The following is a 17,162-nucleotide window of genomic DNA, read 5'->3' on the forward strand; positions in this document are numbered from 1 at the left end:
AAGCTTATTTCTCATGAGGTTTATTCCTCAAGAGGTCTATCCCTCACAATGTAAAAATGTTTTTAACTCAGGCAATTGCCCATTTTCCCTGAATTTAGCTGGTGTGGTATTAAAATGTTTTTTGAATATTCGAGTAAATGTAGCCTGAGAACTAAAACCATATTGAAGAGCAATATCAAGAATCGGCAAATTGTCTTCACGCAAAGATTTGGCTGCTTCATGGAGGCGGCGTCGGCGCACATATTGACCTAATGTACAGCCTTTCAACTCCTTAAAAATGCGTTGTAAATGCCATTTTGAATAACCACTTTTATGGGCTATAGCATCTATTTTGATGCCTTCAGTCTGTTGAAGCTGGCTTTCTAACCATCTGACAATATCGTTGATAACATTTTCTAACATGTTTACCTCCCACATAGGTGGGCTTTTGCTAAAAAAATACAGATAAATAATTAGTTACGTTATTGTGTGAGCCATTTTAAGAATTTCTTTTTTATCGTATACGCAAAATGTGCTGTTTCCGGTTAATAACTGTTACATAGGGTTTATTTTTACCTTATCGCTATCTACTAAGTAGATTTCAAATTATTACCAACGAAAAGGGCATTAAAGAAGGAGGATAAACCGTAGCCTTTATTGCCGAAGATAGATTTGTGGCTGGTTAGTTTCAGGATGTTGCGTAACACCTAAATCGGCTTGGTACCATTGTTTAAGAATATCGTCACGCAATACATCTTGTGGAATGCCGGATGCAACTAATCGTCCTTTGTGCAATAGAATAATTTTATCGGCATAAAGTGCTGCAAGATTCAAATCATGGAGTACACAGCAGACAGCAATAGGCTGTTGTCGCGTCAGGCGATGAACCAATCGCAATGTATGCTGCTGGTGATAAAGATCCAGTGCTGAAGTGGGTTCATCCAAAAATAGACAAGATTCAGTAGGTTCAGGATGCCAAAGTTGAGCCAAAACTCTTGCTAATTGAACTCGTTGTTGCTCACCCCCAGATAACTGCTGATAATTCCTGTTTCTCAGTTCTTCACATTCTGTTAATGCAATAGCTTCACCAATGGCGGTTCTTTTGTATACATTATCATGGGGAACACGTCCCATGGCGATGACTTCCTCTACACTAAAAGGGAAAGATAGGGAACTATATTGCCTCATTACTGCTCGAATGCGAGCCAGTTGTTGGGTTGGCCAGCGGGAAATAGGAATACCTTTTAATAAACAGTCTCCTGAACTGGGTGGGATATAGCCAGTTAACAGACGCAATAATGTTGATTTTCCCGCCCCATTTGGGCCAATAATTGCTACAACTTCCCCTTGACGAATAGAAAGAGAAACATCTTTGATTATCTGATGCTGCCCAATAAAATAATTTAAATTTTGGGCTTCAAGTAAATTAGCTGGCGTGATCGGTTTCATTATAAACGACCTCCCGATGGCTTAAGAATGAGCCATAAAAAATAAGGGGCACCGATCAAACCAGTGATAAGGCCGACTGGCATTTCCGCAGGAGAAACTAACGTTCTGGCTAATGTGTCAGCTGTTAATAAAAGACATGCGCCGCCCAGAACTGATATCGGTAGTAACCAAGTATGGTCTCCTCCAAACCGTAGTCGGGCAAGATGTGGGATAACTAACCCAATGAAACCAATAACACCAGTTAAAGCGACTGAACATCCGACCAATAAGGCACTTAACAGCAATAATTGATATTTGGTGCGTTGGACATTAACGCCTAAATAGTGCGCTTCTTCATCTCCTAGTTGCAACAAATTGAGCTTCCGTGCCTGGCTGAATGCCAGCATACAAACAGGGATAATAAGTGATGCAGCAATAGTCAGAGTTGGCCACTCTATTTGACTGAGTGAACCCATCATCCAAATGGAAAACTGGCGTAATTGTTGGTCGTTACTGATATAACTCAATACGCCAATAAATGACATACATAATGCGTTGATGGCAATGCCTGCAAGCAGTAGCTTTGACAGATTGCCATGATTATATTTGTTAAGAATGAATATCAGAGATGATACCAATAAACTGCCGACAAAGGCTGCAATAATATGTCCGTATAACGCAATGCTGGCAGGTAGGGCGAAAGGCAGAACAATAACCATTGCGACGGTAAGTGCTGCACCACTGCTGATCCCTAACAACCCGGGATCAGCCAGAGGATTACGGAATAACCCTTGCATCACAGCACCAGATATAGCCAGTGCGCCTCCAACGAGGATCGCCAGCAAAATACGTGGTAACCGAATATTTAACCAAATCTGCCACTGTGGGTCATCCAAAGAGGATTCCCACAGTGTTTTAAAGGAAAGTGGCAATGCCCCCATATTTGCTGAGCTAATTGCTAGAAAAAACAACAATAAACCCAGCATTATCAAACCGAGACTAGGGGATTGAGAACGACTCATTGCACTTTCTCCGCAGCATCACGGACTTGTTTCATCACAGCAGGGGTTTGCAGACTAAATCCAAGCAGGCCCATTTCATCAACAACAACGACCTGTTTTTTCTTTCCTGCTGGTGTGAAGTTCAATCCGGGAAGCTGCCAGACTTTATCCATACCACCCAAAGTTTTTAGCCCTTCAGTGCTGACCAGTAGTAAGTCCGGTTTGCTGGCAATAACACCTTCTTGGGATAAAGGACGGTATCCTTTGAAACCCTGCATTGCATTTTTTGCACCAATGGAACGGATAATTTGATCTGCTGCTGTTTGCTGTCCAGCCGCCATTGGCATGATGCCTCCGTGGCTCATGACAAAAACAACTTTAGCGGGAATATCTGACGTAGCAACATCAGCCAGCTGTTGCCGATATTGGGCAATCAATGCTTCACCACGTTTTTCCCGATTGACCGCCTTGGCGACGGTCATGATTTTTTCAGGAACGGCTTCTAACGAGGTTTTGCTGGTCACTTTAATGACTTTTACACCGGAATCTTCGACTTGTTTGAGTGCCAGAGAAGGTTGAGCAGATTCACTTGCGATCACCAGTGATGGGCGCATGGATAAAATCCCTTCTGAATTCAGAACCCTCATATACCCGATATCGGGTAGAGAGAGTAATGCTTTGGGATTTTGACTGGTACTGTCCCTTGCGACAACATGCTGTCCTTCGCCAAGTGCAAAAACAATTTCAGACACATCGCCACCAATTGTAACAATGCGTTCAGCAGAGAACACATTGAAAGAGATGGCAAACATAAATGTTAGAAGCCATTTTTTCATGCTACACAAGTTTCCTGTTCTGGTTGCAGTTTAGGTAAAGCGGCAATTTGTTCACGCCATTGAGTTTGTTCGGGAGTGCCTTCAGCGCGTTGACCGAACAACTGGGCGATTTGATTGCCATTGGCATCAAACAACTCAAGGCTGGTCACGAAGCCACAGTCTGTTGGTTTACGGGTCACCCAGCTTTCTGTGATGGCACTTTCAATCAGGTGCAGAGTGAAATTGTGGTTGAAAATGTTGAGCCATTTCTGAGCAGAATTTTCTTCCTGATAAGGCATCAGGCGTTCCAATTTACCCGTAAAAATCTGAACACAGCCACGGTTTCCAACAAAGATCATGATTTCGTTTTGACCTTTATAAGCAGTTTCAACAATTTGGGTCAGTGCTGAATTATCCACACGATAAGCTAAATCGTTTTTAACTGCATTGAAAATCTGTTGACGGTTAAGGTTGTGACGTTTCATCATGATGAAGAATTGATGAACATCAGTCATTGCACGCCACTCTTCATCTAGCTGTGCTTTCAGTTGTTCGGTGACTTCTGTATGCTCAGGCACTTTTTCCGGCTGAATCTCCAGTGCTGGGTTTTCACTGATCTGATATTTTTCGATCAGGGCCTCCCATGCAGCCATGTCGGTATTACTGGTGGTATAAACTTTATGCAACGCATCGCCTTGACGATCAAAGAATTGAATGCTGTGACGCATACCATTCTTGGCTGGCTCAATCAAAGAGAAAATGCTGTTCCAGTGGTCGAAGAACAAGCGCAAATCAAGCTCACGCGGATTGAGGATCAAACCTACATGTGGGCTGAATTTAGTATTTTCGTAGCGTCCAACATGTTCATGGACGGCGAAATCATTACGGGTAATCGCCTTGGTTTCACCAACTGCCACCAGTTCCTGAAGAAGGGTAGGAGCATCAATATTCAAACGTTTGGCATCGATACCGACACGGCTATGTAATAATTCTCCTTCGCTGACATTAAGGTAAGCAGCCAGATCGCGTGCGTATTTAGCTTTGTTTTCTGCTTTGGCTTGTTGGTAACGTTCATAAAGTGACTGATTCACTGTTGTTAACTCCTTAAAAACGGTGTTTAAAAATAACTTCGTCTTAAAAATAACTTTATCTTAAAAATAACGTTGTCTTAAAAATAACGTTGTCTTAGAGCCAAGGTAATGGTCTGTTTGTTATTTACCACTGGTAGCTGACAAACAATTTAGCATTACGACCATTTTGTGGCGCTCCTTGCGATGAGTAATAGGCTTTATCAAAAGCGTTACCCAGTACGACGGAGGTAGTTAACCCTTTTAATGTTCCATCACCGTGATAACTGACGTAGAAGTCATTGACACCATAACCCGCGTATTGGGTGATCTTCTGACCACGTTCGTTTCTATCACCATTTACCCCTCTGAGTTTGGTATGCTGAGTAAATTTACCAATCCACCCGATGGAAAAGCCTGTTGTGGATAATGGAATGTCCAAAGTGCTGGTTAGGGTGTCGGGGCTGAGGGCTTCTATAGATGCTCCATTTTCTTCGTTTTTGCCGGTTGTATGGTTGTAAGCGAGAGCCCAGGAGAACCAATCAGAATCATACGTCATGGAAACATCCCAACCCCAAATTTTGGCTTTTGGAATATTGAAAGATGTTGTAAATCTCATATCAGGCGTCACAGTAGATGATATGTAGTCTTTCGCCTTAGTATCAAAATAGCTGGCTTTAAATTTCAGATCATCATTGCTGGCAAACAGTCCATCGAAACGTAGTCCGAAACCATATTCCTGAGTTTCATTGCTTTCAGGGCGCAAGTTTGGATTTGGTTTCCAATAGTTTGTAAGTCCGGGACCTCCGCTTTTTGAAGGCATATAAAAATGTTTCGAATCGTTATACACTTCTCCCATGGTCGGAGAACGAAATGCCTGTGAATAGGAGGCAAATAGCATTGACCAATCTGTAGGGGTAATACTAATAGCACCTTTTGATGACCATTTGTCGGCCTTGATGTCGTTATATTTGCTATTTGAGGCTTTGTAATTGTCGTAACGTGTACCTGCGATAAACGAGACAGGCAAATCACGCAGAGTCATTTCGTCCTGTAGCCAACCAGATGCAAAGCGGATATCTGCGTTAGGAAATCCTTCTACAATACTGCTACTTGGCTTTTGTTTTTGTTTGTAGACTTCGCTACCATAGGTAAATTGATGTGCAGCAAAGGCAGTGGTTCCCAGATGAGAGCGGTTTTCAAGTTTTATACCATAAGTTTCTTGTTTACGGCCTTCAAAACCTTTGTCTTTACTTTTGTTATTAATATTTATATCGGAATAATAAATATCCGCTCTAGCGTTTAACCAGCTATATTTTTCAGGATTTAATTGATAAGACAACTGAGCATCACGCTGTGCGGTGGTGCGATCTATCCGTTGATTTTTAACATTGCTTAGAGATTGAGGGTTGTTAGGCTCATGTGCTTCATTACGGTAATAACGCAGATTGCCGCTAAGTTTTTGGCTGTCATTGATCTGCCAAGAGCCTTTTGCCAATAGATTACCAATGGTTTCGTCATTCTGGTCTTTTACGCCATTCCCGTAGCGGAGATTACCCACATCACGGGTACCAAATGCAACTAAACCATCAAACTGTTCTGTTTTACCAAATGCAGTTCCTCCGAATCCCAAACTATGGTCACCGCTTCCTGCACGGCTAAAGACGCGAAATCCACTATTTTTACCTTCTTCCAATAAATCAGTAGCATCTACTGTTTGATAGGCAATAACACCACCCAGAGCGCCACTACCATATAACAGCGCGGATGGGCCACGAACGACTTCAACCTGCTTGATCAGCGCAGGATCGAGGAATACGCCATTGATATGCCCTGTATCGGTTCCTTGTCGAATGCCATCAACGAGAGTCAATACACCTTTTTGGGAGTACCCTCGCATACTGATGTCTTGTCCATTGGCACGATCAGTGCCTGCGATATTGATGCCTGGGATATTACGCAGTAAATCATTCGCATTGCCTGCAATTTTATTATTGGCTGAATTACCTTCAATGACTGTAACCATCATGGGGGCTTCAAAACTGTCACGCTGGTTGCCAGTGGCATATACAGTCAAAGTATCCTTGGATGATTTATCTTTTTCGGCATGTACTGTTGCTGCATTTGCAGAAGATAAACTCGCAAGGACGACGACACTCAATGTAGACAGTTTCAGGTTTGGTGGTTTAATTAGAGTCATGCAGGTCAATCTCCATGCTGAAATAGTGTGTTTTTATTAATACAAATCACTGAACACAATTAACTAAAAACCTCGCTGATATTCAGAAGATAAGCTTGTTAGGTTTCTTATTGCCTCAGCATAAATTTGCTGGATTTGGTCGGATGTAATCGGAAAATCTGCGTGATAGCCAATTTCCATAGCATACGGCCTTCCCGATAGTTGTTGACCATCGATACAATTGATCTTTACAGAATCGTTGGATAGATCAGGAAGAATCTGCTGCTGCAGGAGAATAGTGTAGCGACGTTGATAATGTGCTAATTTTTCCATAACCAAATATGAACAATAATTATTCTAATATTGAGAATAATTATCGTTTCAATGATAGTTAACTTCAAGTTATTTTTTTTATACCTGAATTTGAGTAGTAATATTTTGATTTTAAATGATTTGTTTTTGTAGGTGGCTGGCTCCATCAAGTGTTAGGAGCCAGAATAAGGAAAGGATTCAGGAACGATTTTTCATGGCTTCGTCTAGGATACTGATAAATTTCTCCGTATCTTGCCAGCCAAGGCATGGATCAGTAATCGATTGTCCGTATGTCAAAGACTCTCCTTTGATTACTTTTTGTGTCCCCTCGACTAAAAAGCTTTCGGCCATAACACCAGCAATGGCTGTTGAACCGGATTTGACTTGTTCACCAATATTTCTGGCTATATCCAGCTGACGACGATGAATTTTCTGGCAATTAGCATGGCTGCAATCCACAATCAGACGTTCAGGTAAGTGCAATTCACGTAACTTATGGCAGGTTGCTGCAATATCTTCGGCACTGTAATTCGGTTTTTTCCCACCACGCATAATAATATGTCCATAAGGATTCCCGTTGGTTTGATAAATGGTCATCTGACCGTTTTTATCAGGGGACAAAAACATATGTTTGGTTTGTGCTGCACGTATTGCATCAATGGCGATAAGCGTATTGCCATCCGTCCCATTTTTAAAGCCAACTGGGCATGACAAGGCCGAGGCCATTTCTCGGTGAATTTGGCTCTCTGTTGTTCTGGCACCGATAGCCCCCCAACTAATTAAATCGGCAATGTATTGACCGGTGACCATGTCCAGAAATTCTGTAGCAGTCGGAACGCCCAAGTCATTGATATCAATGAGTAGCTTGCGGGCAAGGGAGATCCCTTTATTTATCTGGCAAGAGCCATCCAATATAGGATCTGAAATTAAGCCTTTCCAGCCAACGACTGTTCTCGGTTTTTCGAAATAAGTTCGCATCACAATTTCTAGATTGTGCTGATATTTTTCGCGTAGAGTGCGTAAACGGGAGGCATAATCAAGAGCTGCATCAATATCATGAATGGAACAGGGACCAATAATGACCAGTAAACGTTGATCATCTCCTGTCAGGATGGATTCAATACGCTTTCGTGACAATGTCACATTTTGCAAGGTCTTGTCTGATATAGGATATTGCTTTGTAAGCGTTTTAGGTGTTATCAGGCTATCAATGCGGTGGGTTCTTAACTCATCTGTTCTGTACATATACTTTCTCGAATTCTACTTCACATTGAGACAGTGTCTGAAATGACTGGGGAATCACAATAACTCAACTTCCAGCAAATTCAACAGACAATCATGATATTTATGCGAGAAAGTGTTGTGAATAAATTTTGTCAAATATGCTTGTGTTCTGAGATCAGAACATACGACGTTTCAGTCCCATTCGATCAATAATTTTAGCCGAAATCTCTTCGACAGAATAATTGGTGGTATTTAGGTAATTAATATTATTTTTCCGGAATAAAGCTTCAACTTCAGCAATTTCGACTCGACATTGGCGTAATGAAGCATAACGACTATTTTCCCTCCGTTCTTCACGAATAGCAGCAAGCCTTTCCGGGCTAATAGTTAGACCAAATAATTTATGCTGAAAAGACTTCAAGGCTACAGGTAATTGTAAATTATCCATATCGTCTGCGGTGAAAGGATAATTTGCTGCCTGAATGCCAAATTGCATTGCAAGGTAGAGGCTGGTTGGTGTTTTTCCACAACGGGATACGCCAAGAATAATCACTTGAGCCTGCTCAAGATTACGTAGTGAAATACCATCATCATGAGCGAGGGCGTAATCAATGGCAGCAATGCGCGCATCGTACTGCCCCAGGTTTTTTTTAGATAAACCGTGAGTTCGATGTAATTCTGGTTTGGGTTCTAAGCCGATTTCTTGCTGTAATGGGGCAACCAATGTTTGAACAATATCCTGACAGAATCCATCGCTACAAGTAATAATGCTTTTGATTTCATCTGAAATGATGGAGTAAAAAACTAATGGCCTGATTTGGGTTTGCTGATATATCGCGTTTATTTGCTCTCTGACTTCTTCGGCTCTGGTTTTGTTCGTCACAAAAGGTAAGGTATAGGAAGTAATGGCAATGGGGAATTGAGACAACACTGCGTGGCCCAATACTTCTGCTGTGATTGCTGTTCCATCAGAAATAAAAAATACGTTGCGTTCCAATATCTCGTTTTCAGGTACTTGGGAGGTATGAGTTTCTATCATTATCTCTTTTCTTTTATTGTTATACCCTTCATATTTCAAATAGCTGCCTTTGTCGGCTGGGTTCTCTTACTTCAGTTACATAGTTTTCAGTTACATGACATTGAATTAAATTAAATAGTGTCGGTCCAACTAGCTTTAATTTAAGTAGATTTAATTTAAATAACTTTAGGCTAAACAATTTTAGTTATGTCCTGAAAATTCGTCCCTTTGCCGCCATGCTGCAACTTGAAATCTATTGAGTATAGATTGACATCAGTATGCTCTATTTTTCAGATTATACCTGCAAAAAAATAATATTGTTGGGTTGATCGATTCACCTTTCTATATATGGCAAGACAATGTGCTAGGCTATTTCCTGCTGTGAAGAGCAGCTTTAATTTTCCGACTTGTACCTCCGAATGTAAAAAAAGGATAGTTTCTGATGTCCAATAGTGGCCTCACCCCAAGCAATGTGCTCTGGTATAACCAATTAGGTATGAATGACGTTAATCGGGTCGGTGGTAAAAATGCCTCTCTTGGCGAGATGATCACCAATCTGGCTGAACTTGGCGTGTCTGTTCCAAATGGTTTTGCTACAACTGCACAGGCATTTAATGATTTTCTGGAACAAAGTGGTGTGAACCAGCGCATTTATCAATTGCTGGATGAAACCAATGTTGATGATGTTAATCAATTGGCTAAAACTGGTGCACAGATTCGTCAGTGGGTGATTGATACGCCATTTACATCTCAACTTGAAACAGATATCCGTGATGCCTATCTGCAACTGTCTGAAGGCGAGCCTGGTGCCTCTTTTGCCGTGCGCTCTTCCGCAACAGCAGAAGATATGCCGGATGCTTCTTTTGCTGGGCAGCAAGAAACTTTCTTGAATGTGCAAGGCATTGATGCGGTTATGGTTGCCATCAAGCATGTCTTTGCATCACTTTTTAATGATCGCGCCATTTCTTATCGTGTCCATCAGGGGTATGACCATCGCGGCGTTGCGCTCTCTGCGGGAGTACAACGCATGGTACGTTCTGATTTGGCCTCGTCTGGGGTGATGTTCACGATTGATACAGAATCAGGTTTTGATCAGGTTGTATTCATTACATCAGCTTATGGTCTGGGGGAGATGGTCGTGCAGGGAGCGGTAAACCCTGATGAGTTTTATGTCCATAAACCCACATTGAAAAATAACCGTCCTGCAATAGTGCGCCGCAATCTCGGTTCTAAAAAAATACGCATGGTTTATGCAGATAGCAAAGAACATGGGAAGCAAGTGCGTACGGAAGATGTATCAGATGAATTGTGCAATCGTTTCTCTTTGGCTGACAGTGAAGTGGAAGAGCTGGCCAGACAGGCCTTATTGATCGAGAAACATTATGGTCGTCCGATGGATATCGAATGGGCAAAAGATGGACACAATGGAAAGCTATATATTGTGCAGGCCCGTCCTGAAACTGTCCGTTCAAATCAGCAGGTAATGGAACGCTACCAACTCAATGAGCAGGGCAGTGTTTTGGTGGAAGGTCGCGCGATTGGACATCGTATTGGTGTTGGAATGGTCAAGGTTATCCATAATCTTAGTGAAATGGATCGCATTCAAGTGGGTGATGTGTTGGTAACTGACATGACTGACCCAGATTGGGAACCGATCATGAAAAAAGCAGCGGCCATTGTCACCAATCGTGGTGGGCGCACTTGCCATGCAGCCATTATCGCTCGTGAACTGGGTATTCCTGCTGTTGTTGGTTGTGGCGATGCTACTGAGCGTCTGAAAGAAGGCCAGCAGGTAACAGTTTCTTGTTCGGAAGGTGATACTGGTTATGTTTATCAGAATAAGTTGGATTTCAGTATCCAGAGTTCCGAAATTGATAAACTGCCAGAACTGGATGTGAAGATCATGATGAATGTGGGTAATCCTGATCGCGCATTTGACTTCGCTTGTTTGCCAAATGAAGGGGTTGGTCTGGCGCGGCTGGAGTTCATCATTAACCGAATGATCGGTGTGCATCCTCGCGCTCTACTCGAATTCTCCGAACAGACTCCAGAGTTGCAAGAACAAATTAAATCGTTGATGGTTGGTTATGATGATCCTGTTGAGTTTTATGTAGGGAGATTGACAGAAGGGATTGCAACGCTAGCAGCAGCATTCTGGCCTAAACGAGTGATCGTTCGCTTATCAGATTTCAAATCCAATGAATATGCGAACTTAGTTGGTGGAGATATGTATGAGCCGCACGAAGAAAACCCGATGTTAGGTTTCCGTGGTGCAGGACGCTACGTCTCTGATAACTTCCGTCAATGTTTTGCTTTGGAGTGTGAGGCAGTCAAACGAGTACGCAATGTAATGGGGTTAACTAATGTTGAAGTGATGATTCCATTTGTACGTACAGTCGCTCAGGCTGAAGCTGTAATATCAGAGTTGGCTTCTCAAGGCTTGAAGCGCGGTGAAAATGGACTGAAAATTATCATGATGTGTGAAATTCCGTCGAATGCGTTATTGGCAGATCAATTCCTTGAACATTTTGACGGTTTCTCAATTGGCTCAAATGATATGACACAATTGGCCTTGGGATTAGATCGCGATTCTGGCGTGGTATCCGAATTATTTGACGAGCGTAATGATGCAGTGAAACAATTGCTTTCTATGGCAATTCAAGCAGCTAAACGTCAGGGGAAATATGTCGGCATTTGTGGACAAGGCCCTTCAGATCACGAAGATTTTGCGGAATGGTTAATGAAAGAGGGAATTGATAGCTTATCGTTGAATCCTGATACAGTAATGAAGACGTGGATTTCTTTAGCTGGAAATCACTAATCGAATTTAATTCAGGCCTGAATTAAAAAGCCTGTTAAAATACTTGCAGGCTTTTATATTCTATGTAACATGATCTTTTTTAGTATGGTTGATTAATTACAGAAAATATAAAATACATAAAAAAAAAGCCTATCATGGGCTGACAGGCAAAGACTACACACAGCAATATATATTACTTCATTGAACCTGAACTATGGCGTTATAGTCCAAGTTGGCAATACTCTGGGAAACACTTGTTTCGATGAAATAAATACTAATTTAATAAATGAGTTTATTCATTAAGAATCCTCTTAATAAATAGAGATTAGAAAAGAAAATTTATAAAAATAACTTTTTTGCAACAATTCTATCGGTGGGTTTTATTTATTTTGAAATATGAGTTTGTATTTTAGATGGAATCCACATGATGTATTCATAATAATAATTGCGCGGTAGTATTATTTTACCGCGCAGTTATTTTATTATCTTACATACTTTTCCCAGATATGTTTATTCCGTATCTGCCTCCTTGCCTTTGGGTTTAGGAACCTCGTTCATCCATGCCAATAGTAAACTGTAAGAAACAGCCAGTACAACAGGCCCAATAAATAGCCCGATAACACCCAGTGAAAGTATTCCGCCGATTACACCGGTAAGAATTAATATCATAGGTAAATCAGCACCAAGACGAATTAAGAAAGGGCGTAGAACACCATCCATTGTGGTTAGTATTAAGCTCCAGATAACTAAAATGGTTCCCCAGGTTGTTTCTCCTGTCCAATAAAGCCATGCGATAGATGGAATGAGGACAAGTAAAGGCCCAAGCTGGGCAACACAGCATACAAACATCAGCACTGTTAATAGCATTGCATAAGGAATGCCGACAATTGCCAGCCCAATTCCACCTGCGATGGCTTGAACCAGCGCTGTTACAACGACACCAAGAGCCACAGCTCGAATAGATCGAGCTGCCAGCAACACTACGGCATCCCCTCGTTTATCTGCCAGTCGGATGGCAAAATGGCGAATGCTCAGCATAACCTGCTCACCTTTCCAATAAAGTAATATACTGAACATTACCATGAGTGCCAGATGGAGAAGAAAGCGTCCGGCATTGGCTGCTTGGGTAAAAAACCACGTTGCTGCTTTACCGATATAAGGGGGAATTTTGTTGAGAAGCATATTACTGCCATCAGCAACCAAATTCTGCCATTTAAGATATAAGTCATCACCAATGATAGGTACTCTATTGAGCCACTCCAGTTGTGGGAGTTGAAAAGGGGAAGGGGATTTTGCCCATGCAATCAATGGCGCGCTGTTTTCTACTAAGCTGCTGACAAGTAGTGCTATCGGGATAACAAATAATAAAACCAATAGCAATGTCATGATGAAAACAGCAATCCAGCGTTTTCCCCATAATCGTTGCTGTAATTTTTCCAATAATGGCCAAGTTGCGATAACTACCATTCCTGCCCAAATAAATCCCAAAATAAAGGGGCTTAAGACCCAAAAGCTGGTGGTAATGAGCAATAAAATGAAAAATAGTACAAATAACAGCTTGGGTATATCTTGATATGATTGTGATTTTTCCATGAAATTATTTCTCGTGGTAATTGAAAATACTATTGGCAGTTACAATGGTAATTAAATATAACGTTATTTTACTGGTTGCTCAAAATTGATAAATATTGTGATATGGTTAAAGCTTCCCTGCTCAGAAGCCAGAGAATTATCTGAGTTACGCTATCCAAGATAATATTATAGATAAAGCAATGTGGATACTTATTAGAACAAGGGGCAATTAGCCAATGATCCCACGTATATCACAAGCCCCCCATGTCAGTGAACTGACACAGGACTATTTGACTGCACTGAAAGAAGCTGGCTTTACTGGAGACACAACCAGTAGCTATGCCGATAGGCTGACTATGGCGACAGATAACAGTATTTATCAGCTGTTGCCACAAGCCGTTGTATTTCCCCGCTCCAGTGCCGATGTTGCACTATTGACAAGGGTAGCGGGAGAGGAACGCTTTAAGACTCTGACATTTACTCCACGTGGCGGAGGAACTGGTACGAATGGACAATCACTTAACGATGGCATTGTGGTGGATATGTCCCGCTATATGAATCGTATTCTGGAAATCAACCCAGAACAGGGATGGGTAAGAGTTGAAGCCGGTGTCATCAAAGATCAACTTAATCAATATCTAAAACCTTTCGATTATTTTTTCTCTCCAGAACTTTCAACCAGTAATCGTGCCACGTTGGGCGGTATGATCAATACAGATGCTTCCGGTCAGGGATCACTGGTTTATGGTAAAACCTCGGATCACGTACTTGGTGTACGTGCTGTTTTATTAGGGGGGGAAATGTTAGATACTCGTCTTATGAGCACAGCATTGGCGGAAACGATTGCTCAAGACGAGAGTGTTATTGGTCGTGTTTATAAAACGGTATTGGAACGTTGCCGTGAACAACGGGCATTGATCATTGAGAAATTCCCCAAACTTAATAGATTTCTGACTGGATACGATTTGCGTCATGTATTCAGCGACGATATGCAGTTTTTTGATCTCACTCGTATTTTGACGGGTTCTGAAGGTACTCTGGCCTTCATTACAGAGGCGACACTGGATATCACGCCGTTACCTAAAGTCAGACGATTGGTGAATATCAAATATGACTCCTTTGATTCCGCCCTGCGTAACGCCCCTTTTATGGTGGAAGCCAAGGCGCTCTCAGTTGAGACGGTAGACTCTAAGGTACTAAATTTAGCGCGTGAAGATATCATCTGGCATTCAGTGAAAGAATTGATTACTGATATACCTGATAAAGATATGCAAGGTCTGAATATTGTCGAGTTCAGTGGCAATGATGAACAAACAATTGATCAGCAATTGCAAGATCTTTGTTTGCGCCTTGATGAATTGATGGAAAAAAATCAGGCGGGAATTATTGGTTATCAGACGTGCTATGACTTGATGGATATTGAGCGCATTTATGCCATGCGGAAAAAATCTGTCGGATTATTAGGCAATAGTAAAGGTGCAGCTAAACCAATTCCATTTGTCGAGGATACTTGTGTACCTCCTCAGCATCTTGCTGATTATATCGTTGAATTTCGACAGCTTTTGGATAGCTATAAACTGAATTACGGGATGTTTGGGCATGTAGATGCAGGTGTTTTGCATGTGCGTCCCGCTCTGGATATGTGTGATCCTCAACAAGAAATCTTGATGAAACAGATTTCTGATGAAATTGTTCATTTGACGGCCAAATATGGCGGTTTGTTATGGGGAGAACATGGAAAGGGGTTTCGGGCAGAGTATAGCCCTGCCTTTTTTGGTGAGGTTCTGTATGACGAGTTGCGTCGGATAAAAGCGGCATTTGATCCACTTAATCGACTAAATCCGGGAAAAATTTGTCCGCCAATTGGAATAGATGCTCCAATGATGAGAGTCGATGCAGCTAAACGTGGGACTTATGATCGTACTATTCCTGTCAATGTAAGAACTGCATTCCGCGGAGCGATGGAATGTAATGGTAATGGATTATGCTTCAATTTTGATGTTAGAAGCCCAATGTGCCCATCAATGAAAATCAGCCAGCATCGTATACACTCTCCCAAAGGCAGGGCAACTTTGGTTAGAGAATGGTTGCGGCTTTTGACGGAGCAGGGAATTGAACCCAAGTTATTGGAGCATGGGCTGGATCAGGCGCGCCCGAGTCTGCGGGGTTTGATTGAAAAGACTCGCAATAGTTGGCAGGCGTGGCGAGGTGAATATGACTTTTCACATGAAGTCAAAGAGGCAATGTCAGGTTGTTTAGCCTGTAAAGCTTGTTCAACACAATGCCCGATCAAGATTGATGTACCTTCATTCCGCTCGCGCTTTTTAGCTCTGTATCACAGCCGTTACCTGCGTCCATTGCGCGATTATATTGTTGCCAGTGTTGAGCACAGTACGCCATTGATGGCAAAAGCGCCGCGAGTATTTAATTTTTTCCTGCAACAACCATGGGTACAAAAAATCAGCCAGCATACCATTGGGATGGCTGATCTACCGTTACTCTCCTATCCGACATTGCAACAGCAAATTGCTGGTCATTACGCAGCAAGAACAACGTTGGAACAGTTGGAAGGCTTATCACCATTTCAGCGTGAACAGCATGTGCTTATTGTCCAAGATCCTTTTACAAGTTACTACGATGCGAAAGTAGTCTCTGATTTTGTGCAATTGGCAGAAAAGTTGGGATATAAACCCGTCTTATTGCCATTTTCACCCAATGGAAAAGCACTGCATATTAAAGGATTCCTGAATCGATTTGCTAAAACGGCGGGTAAAACGGCTGATTTCCTTAATCGAATCGCACGTCTGAATATTCCCATGATAGGCGTCGATCCTGCGCTTGTTCTGTGTTATCGAGATGAATACAACGATATTCTCGGTGAACAGAGAGGGAGTTTTAAAGTTCAATTGGTGCATGAATGGCTAACCACCATCCTACCGAAAAAAATGTCACAAGAGAAAAGCAACATTTCAATGTTCGGGCATGATTGGTATTTACTGGGACACTGTACAGAAGTGACGGCATTACCTAATAGTGGTAAACAGTGGGCTGATATCTTTCGCCATTTTGGTCATCAATTGAATAATGTCAGTGTTGGATGTTGCGGTATGGCAGGCACATATGGTCATGAAAAGAAAAATCTGGAGAGATCCATTGGTATTTATAAACTTTCATGGACACCAGCACTGAAGAATCTATCTCTAGAATATTGTCTGAGTACAGGTTATTCATGTCGCAGTCAGGTAAAACGTATAGAAGGAAAGCCACTTAAACATCCATTACAAGCCTTATTGGAGATAATGCCGTGATTTGGAAGCGTAATATAGATGTGCATGCACTTAATCAATTTAATGATAAATCTATGGTAAAACATGTAGGAATCGAGTTTACCCAGATTGGCGATGATTTTATTGAAGGAATAATGCCAGTCGATCAACGAACTAAACAACCATTCGGGATTCTGCATGGTGGAGCATCTGTAGTATTGGCTGAAACGCTCGGTTCATTTGCAGGTTATCTTTGTTCGGAAGGTGAACAAAAAGTGGTGGGGGTAGAAATTAATGCGAACCACCTTAGATCTGTTCGTGAAGGTATGGTTAAAGGGATTTGCAAGCCCATCCATCTTGGTCGTTCACATCAGGTTTGGCAGATTGATATCTATAATGATCAAAAACAACTATGCTGCACATCCCGCCTGACAACAGCAGTCTTGTCTTAGTTCTATCCTTTTGTTTTATAGTGTTTTTGTTCTTGCCAGTATTTTGCTG

At 41.8% G+C, this 17,162-nt stretch carries 13 protein-coding genes; 3 read left to right on the forward strand and 10 right to left on the reverse strand.

The genetic code is table 11. The features are described 5' to 3' along the window. Positions 1 to 36 precede the first annotated feature (36 nt). The 9 genes from PSI23_RS05165 to ppsR form a co-directional block, all read right to left on the reverse strand. Entirely contained in the window at positions 37 to 402 is a 366-nt protein-coding gene (locus PSI23_RS05165; RefSeq protein ID WP_273554077.1) for a helix-turn-helix domain-containing protein, read from the reverse strand. Positions 403 to 633: 231 nt separating this feature from the next. Then, positions 634 to 1,428, reverse strand: a complete 795-nt coding sequence (locus PSI23_RS05170; RefSeq protein ID WP_306309514.1) for a heme ABC transporter ATP-binding protein — start codon at positions 1,426 to 1,428, stop codon at positions 634 to 636. Further along, positions 1,428 to 2,429 carry a FecCD family ABC transporter permease gene (locus PSI23_RS05175; protein ID WP_273554078.1) on the reverse strand — a complete coding sequence of 334 codons (1,002 nt, stop codon included), beginning with the start codon at positions 2,427 to 2,429 and terminating at the stop codon, positions 1,428 to 1,430. The genes PSI23_RS05170 and PSI23_RS05175 overlap by 1 nt, the downstream gene beginning before the upstream one ends. Then, positions 2,426 to 3,244, reverse strand: a complete 819-nt coding sequence (locus tag PSI23_RS05180) for a heme/hemin ABC transporter substrate-binding protein (protein ID WP_273554079.1) — start codon at positions 3,242 to 3,244, stop codon at positions 2,426 to 2,428. Before PSI23_RS05180 ends, PSI23_RS05175 begins: the two co-directional genes overlap by 4 nt. Then, entirely contained in the window at positions 3,241 to 4,314 is a 1,074-nt protein-coding gene (locus PSI23_RS05185; protein ID WP_273554080.1) for a hemin-degrading factor, read from the reverse strand. Before PSI23_RS05185 ends, PSI23_RS05180 begins: the two co-directional genes overlap by 4 nt. Positions 4,315 to 4,438: 124 nt before the next feature. Then, a complete protein-coding gene (locus PSI23_RS05190) occupies positions 4,439 to 6,490 on the reverse strand; it encodes a TonB-dependent hemoglobin/transferrin/lactoferrin family receptor (RefSeq protein WP_273554081.1) in 2,052 nt (683 codons plus the stop codon). Positions 6,491 to 6,553: 63 nt separating this feature from the next. Beyond that, on the reverse strand, positions 6,554 to 6,802 hold the full coding sequence (locus PSI23_RS05195; protein ID WP_273554082.1) for a hypothetical protein: 249 nt from the start codon (positions 6,800 to 6,802) through the stop codon (positions 6,554 to 6,556). Between the two features lie 177 nt (positions 6,803 to 6,979). Next, positions 6,980 to 8,026 (reverse strand): 3-deoxy-7-phosphoheptulonate synthase, encoded by a 1,047-nt coding sequence (locus tag PSI23_RS05200; protein ID WP_273554083.1) that lies wholly within the window; start codon positions 8,024 to 8,026, stop codon positions 6,980 to 6,982. Positions 8,027 to 8,180: 154 nt separating this feature from the next. Next, entirely contained in the window at positions 8,181 to 9,044 is an 864-nt protein-coding gene (ppsR, locus tag PSI23_RS05205; RefSeq protein ID WP_273554084.1) for a posphoenolpyruvate synthetase regulatory kinase/phosphorylase PpsR, read from the reverse strand. 421 nt (positions 9,045 to 9,465) lie between these two features. Here ppsR and ppsA point away from each other — a divergent pair, with 421 nt between their 5' ends. Continuing rightward, positions 9,466 to 11,844: a phosphoenolpyruvate synthase gene (ppsA, locus tag PSI23_RS05210; protein ID WP_273554085.1), complete on the forward strand. Its 2,379-nt coding sequence runs from the start codon at positions 9,466 to 9,468 to the stop codon at positions 11,842 to 11,844. A gap of 489 nt (positions 11,845 to 12,333) precedes the next feature. Here ppsA and ydiK read toward each other — a convergent pair whose 3' ends face one another. Beyond that, a complete protein-coding gene (ydiK, locus tag PSI23_RS05215) occupies positions 12,334 to 13,416 on the reverse strand; it encodes an AI-2E family transporter YdiK (protein ID WP_273554086.1) in 1,083 nt (360 codons plus the stop codon). 215 nt (positions 13,417 to 13,631) lie between these two features. On the opposite strand from ydiK, the gene ydiJ reads away from it, so the two are divergent. Together ydiJ and PSI23_RS05225 are read left to right on the forward strand one after the other, a co-directional pair. Next, on the forward strand, positions 13,632 to 16,703 hold the full coding sequence (ydiJ, locus tag PSI23_RS05220; RefSeq protein ID WP_273554087.1) for a D-2-hydroxyglutarate dehydrogenase YdiJ: 3,072 nt from the start codon (positions 13,632 to 13,634) through the stop codon (positions 16,701 to 16,703). Next, on the forward strand, positions 16,700 to 17,113 hold the full coding sequence (locus tag PSI23_RS05225) for a hotdog fold thioesterase (RefSeq protein ID WP_273554088.1): 414 nt from the start codon (positions 16,700 to 16,702) through the stop codon (positions 17,111 to 17,113). Before ydiJ ends, PSI23_RS05225 begins: the two co-directional genes overlap by 4 nt. The last annotated feature ends 49 nt before the right edge of the window (positions 17,114 to 17,162 follow it).

It is taken from the genome of Xenorhabdus yunnanensis (genome assembly GCF_028598805.1).
In the GTDB taxonomy this organism is placed as follows: Bacteria; Pseudomonadota; Gammaproteobacteria; order Enterobacterales; family Enterobacteriaceae; genus Xenorhabdus; species Xenorhabdus yunnanensis.

Coding starts and splice junctions, on each gene's coding strand:
- PSI23_RS05165 (WP_273554077.1), bottom strand. CDS start 402: ATGTTAGAAAATGTTATCAACGATATTGTCAGATGGTTAGAAAGCCAG.
- PSI23_RS05170 (WP_306309514.1), bottom strand. CDS start 1,428: ATGAAACCGATCACGCCAGCTAATTTACTTGAAGCCCAAAATTTAAAT.
- PSI23_RS05175 (WP_273554078.1), bottom strand. CDS start 2,429: ATGAGTCGTTCTCAATCCCCTAGTCTCGGTTTGATAATGCTGGGTTTA.
- PSI23_RS05180 (WP_273554079.1), bottom strand. CDS start 3,244: ATGAAAAAATGGCTTCTAACATTTATGTTTGCCATCTCTTTCAATGTG.
- PSI23_RS05190 (WP_273554081.1), bottom strand. CDS start 6,490: ATGACTCTAATTAAACCACCAAACCTGAAACTGTCTACATTGAGTGTC.
- PSI23_RS05195 (WP_273554082.1), bottom strand. CDS start 6,802: ATGGAAAAATTAGCACATTATCAACGTCGCTACACTATTCTCCTGCAG.
- PSI23_RS05200 (WP_273554083.1), bottom strand. CDS start 8,026: ATGTACAGAACAGATGAGTTAAGAACCCACCGCATTGATAGCCTGATA.
- ppsR (WP_273554084.1), bottom strand. CDS start 9,044: ATGATAGAAACTCATACCTCCCAAGTACCTGAAAACGAGATATTGGAA.
- ppsA (WP_273554085.1), top strand. CDS start 9,466: ATGTCCAATAGTGGCCTCACCCCAAGCAATGTGCTCTGGTATAACCAA.
- ydiK (WP_273554086.1), bottom strand. CDS start 13,416: ATGGAAAAATCACAATCATATCAAGATATACCCAAGCTGTTATTTGTA.
- ydiJ (WP_273554087.1), top strand. CDS start 13,632: ATGATCCCACGTATATCACAAGCCCCCCATGTCAGTGAACTGACACAG.